This window comes from Hymenobacter crusticola (assembly GCF_002154225.1).
GTDB classification, from domain to species: Bacteria; Bacteroidota; Bacteroidia; order Cytophagales; family Hymenobacteraceae; genus Hymenobacter; species Hymenobacter crusticola.
In genome coordinates, this window is the sequence record NZ_MTSE01000126.1 from 1 (window position 1) to 696 (window position 696).

Sequence of the window (696 nt, forward strand, 5' to 3'; positions counted from 1 at the left end):
TGGCTACCAAGTCAGCTGCTGCTCCAGCCAAGCGATGGCGCTGGCCTCCTCCGGGAAATACCGGTACGTGAGCTCTAAGGCTTGCGCGTGTAGGCGCACCGTATCCATGGCTAGTCGGGCAAAGGCATCCTGCGCCTGCACAACGGCGCCGTAGCGGTAGCCCCCTTCGACGATGGCTTGCGGTAGCCACTGCTCAATCAGCCAAGCTTGCTCGGACAAGGAAAAAGCGCTCATATGACGCTGGTCCACCAGCAATAAGCCGCTACGCTGCCGCGCCAGCAAGTGCTTGGTATGCTGCAGCAGCCCCTGCCAGACCGCCATCTCGCGCCGGCCCGCCGCATACGTTAGGCGGACAAACCCCAAGGCGTCTTCCCCCACGCGGCCGGCGGCATTTTCAAAGTAAAGACGAGAAGCGAGTTCAGCCATGCGCCACTAAACGAGAGAAAACCAGCCAACCAATAAGCTGGTACGCTCGTGGCACAAAAAGCGTGCACAATAAACCGTTGCGTGCCGTCCCTACTTTATAATACTTTCCGATAGCCCACCTGCTCGCCTCCCCGGACGTAGACTAGGCCAGAGCAGGAAGGTACCTCCGGCGGTGGTGCTGCACTAGTGGCGCCTTGCTCAGGTCGCAGCGCTTGGTAAAACTTAGGCGCCGAGCGTGCTACGCTGCTGGCAGCTCCGCAGCCACTCTTC

General features: G+C 60.5%; 1 protein-coding gene. It reads right to left on the bottom strand.

Annotated features, from left to right (window positions below):
- Positions 1-3 precede the first annotated feature (3 nt).
- A complete protein-coding gene (locus BXP70_RS29185; RefSeq protein ID WP_086597618.1) occupies positions 4-426 on the bottom strand; it encodes a hypothetical protein in 423 nt (140 codons plus the stop codon).
- Positions 427-696: the final 270 nt, after the last annotated feature.